The sequence below is a fragment of the Rhodococcus sp. (in: high G+C Gram-positive bacteria) genome (genome assembly GCF_049591685.1).
GTDB lineage: Bacteria > Actinomycetota > Actinomycetes > Mycobacteriales > Mycobacteriaceae > Rhodococcoides.
In genome coordinates this window covers 1-2453 of record NZ_JBAWFH010000097.1, presented here as the reverse complement: position 1 = coordinate 2453, position 2453 = coordinate 1, and the positions used below count along the sequence as shown (strand labels likewise).

The following is a 2453-nucleotide window of genomic DNA, read 5'->3' as shown; positions in this document are numbered from 1 at the left end:
CGGCACCGTCGGCAGCCCCTCTGCCACCGCCGCCGGCGAACGACGGTTCGGTGCAGCCTCCGCCGCTCCCCTACTCCGATGACGATGACGACGACTATTCCGACGACTACTCGGACGACTCCGGTGACGATCTGGGCGACGATGACGACTAGCTCGCGCCGGTACCGGCCGAGCAGTGCCCGCGGGCGCATAATCGCCTGGGTTCTGCCACTGGTTCTCGGTTCGCTGGCCATCGTCACGGTCACGACCTGGCTGCTGATGATTCGATCGGCGGACGACCGCATGCGTGAATCGCTGCGGACCGAGATCGCGGAGTTCACCACCCTCACCGAGGCGGGCGTCGATCCGGGAACGGGCGAACCGTTCGCCGGTGTGACCGACGTTCTGCGCGTGGTCATCACCTACAACCTCGCTCGGCCCAACGAGAAGTTCCTCGGCTACGTGAACGGCAACTTCGAGCTGCAAAGCCGCCAGCAGGCGCCCATCAAGCTGTCCGAGGACACGGCGTTCACCGCGTTGGTCGGCTCCGTCGATCGCGCGACCGAGGGTAGCTACGACAGCGCAGCCGGTGAGGTCTTCTACCTCGCGGTACCCGTGGCTCTCGACGGTGATCCGACGCCGGGTGTCGTGGTGGCCGCCTACTTCGCCGACCAGGAGCGCCAGGCCGCCGACGACGTTGCCGTGCTGATGCTGCTCGTCGGCGCGGCAACCTCGGTGATCGCCGCGGCGGGCGCTTGGGTGATCGCGGGACGAATCCTCGCACCTGTGAAGAACATCGCGGACACCACCAGGGCGATCACCGACAGCAACCTCTCGAAGCGGATCCCGCACGAGAACGCCGGAAAGCGGACCGACGAAATGGGCATGCTCGTCGACAGTGTCAACGCCATGCTGGACCGGCTCGAGGCCGGCGCCGCAGGGCAGCGCCGCTTCCTCGACGACGCCGGGCACGAGCTGCGTACCCCCATCACCATCGTCCGTGGGCACCTCGACGTGCTGGACACCTCGGATCCGAACGACGTACGCGAAACGGTTGCGCTCGTGGACGACGAACTGAGCCGGATGAACCGCCTCGTCACCGATCTGCTGTTGCTCACCCGCGCCGAACAAACCTCGTTCGCCACCCCCACCGAGGTGGACGTGGACGAATTGACGCGCACCGTCTTCGACAAGGTAACCCGGTTGGCCGAACGGGACTGGGTACTCGAGACGGCAGCGCCCATACGCGCCCGGCTCGACCAACAGAGGATGACGCAGGCCGTACTCGCGTTGGCGGAGAACGCAACTCACCACACGCGGACCGGCGACCGCATCGGCATCGGTTCACAGCTGTCCGACGGCGACATCCGGTTCTGGGTTACCGACGCAGGCAGCGGTATCGCCGACGAGGACCGCGATCGCATTTTCGAGCGCTTCGCCCGCGGCCGAGACGGAACGCGGCGTAGCGAGGGCGCGGGGCTCGGCCTGTCGATCGTGACGGCCATCGCGTCTGCCCACGGAGGGCGAGTCGGAGTCGGGAGTTCGCTCGGCCACGGCTCCACCTTCACCATCACGATCCCCGTCGACACGAAAAAGGACATCTGATGGCGCGCATTCTGATCGCGGAGGACGAACCGCGGATCTCGTCGTTCATTCAAAAAGGGCTGCGAGCGAACGGATTCACCACCACCACGGTGTCCGACGGGCCGAGCGCGCACGACCTCGCGAGCAGCGGCGAGTTCGATCTGATGGTGCTCGACATCGGCCTACCGCACATGGACGGCTTCGAGGTGCTCGAACGATTACGCGGACAAATGGTGGACATCCCGATCATCGTCCTGACCGCACGGGACAACGTACGAGATGTGGTGTCCGGGCTCGAGAACGGAGCCGACGACTACATGGCCAAGCCGTTTCGGTTCGAGGAGCTCCTCGCCCGCATCCGGCTACGGCTGGCATCGTCACGGGTCCCCGAACAGATGGTTCTGACGCTGGGCGAGCTCTCACTGGATCTGCGAACGCGTCGCGCCACGATCGGAGATCGAGTCATCGATCTGTCGGCTCGCGAGTTTGCCTTGGCCGAGGCGTTTCTCCGTCATCCCGGGCAGGTTCTGAGCCGCGAGCAGCTTCTCTCTCAGGTATGGGGGTACGACTTCGATCCCGGGTCCAACGTCGTCGACGTCTACGTTCGCTACCTTCGCGGCAAATTCGGTAGCGCACGAATCGAAACGGTCAGGGGTATGGGCTACCGCCTGGTGTGAGCGAGTGCCTAGTGTGAGCGAGCATCTGGTGTGGGCTAGCATCGCCCACACCAGCTCCGGTGAATCAGTTGTCGTCCATGTCGTCGTCCATGTGGTCGTCCCAGTCATCGACATCGTCCGCGTCGTCGGAGTCGTCCAGGTCGTCGTTCCCATCGTCCCAGTCGTCGTTCCGATCGTCGTTCCGATCGTCCCAGTCGTCGTTCCGATCGTCCC

Annotated in this window: 2 protein-coding genes; both read left to right on the top strand. The window is 65.1% G+C overall.

Translation table 11 applies throughout. The features are described 5' to 3' along the window. The first annotated feature begins 141 nt into the window (after nucleotides 1-141). Nucleotides 142-1584, top strand: a complete 1443-nt coding sequence (locus WBQ44_RS04385; protein ID WP_495565515.1) for a sensor histidine kinase — start codon at nucleotides 142-144, stop codon at nucleotides 1582-1584. Continuing rightward, a complete protein-coding gene (locus WBQ44_RS04380) occupies nucleotides 1584-2240 on the top strand; it encodes a response regulator transcription factor (RefSeq protein WP_495565514.1) in 657 nt (218 codons plus the stop codon). Before WBQ44_RS04385 ends, WBQ44_RS04380 begins: the two co-directional genes overlap by 1 nt. The last annotated feature ends 213 nt before the right edge of the window (nucleotides 2241-2453 follow it).

Coding starts and splice junctions, on each gene's coding strand:
- WBQ44_RS04385 (WP_495565515.1), top strand. CDS start 142: ATGACGACTAGCTCGCGCCGGTACCGGCCGAGCAGTGCCCGCGGGCGC.
- WBQ44_RS04380 (WP_495565514.1), top strand. CDS start 1,584: ATGGCGCGCATTCTGATCGCGGAGGACGAACCGCGGATCTCGTCGTTC.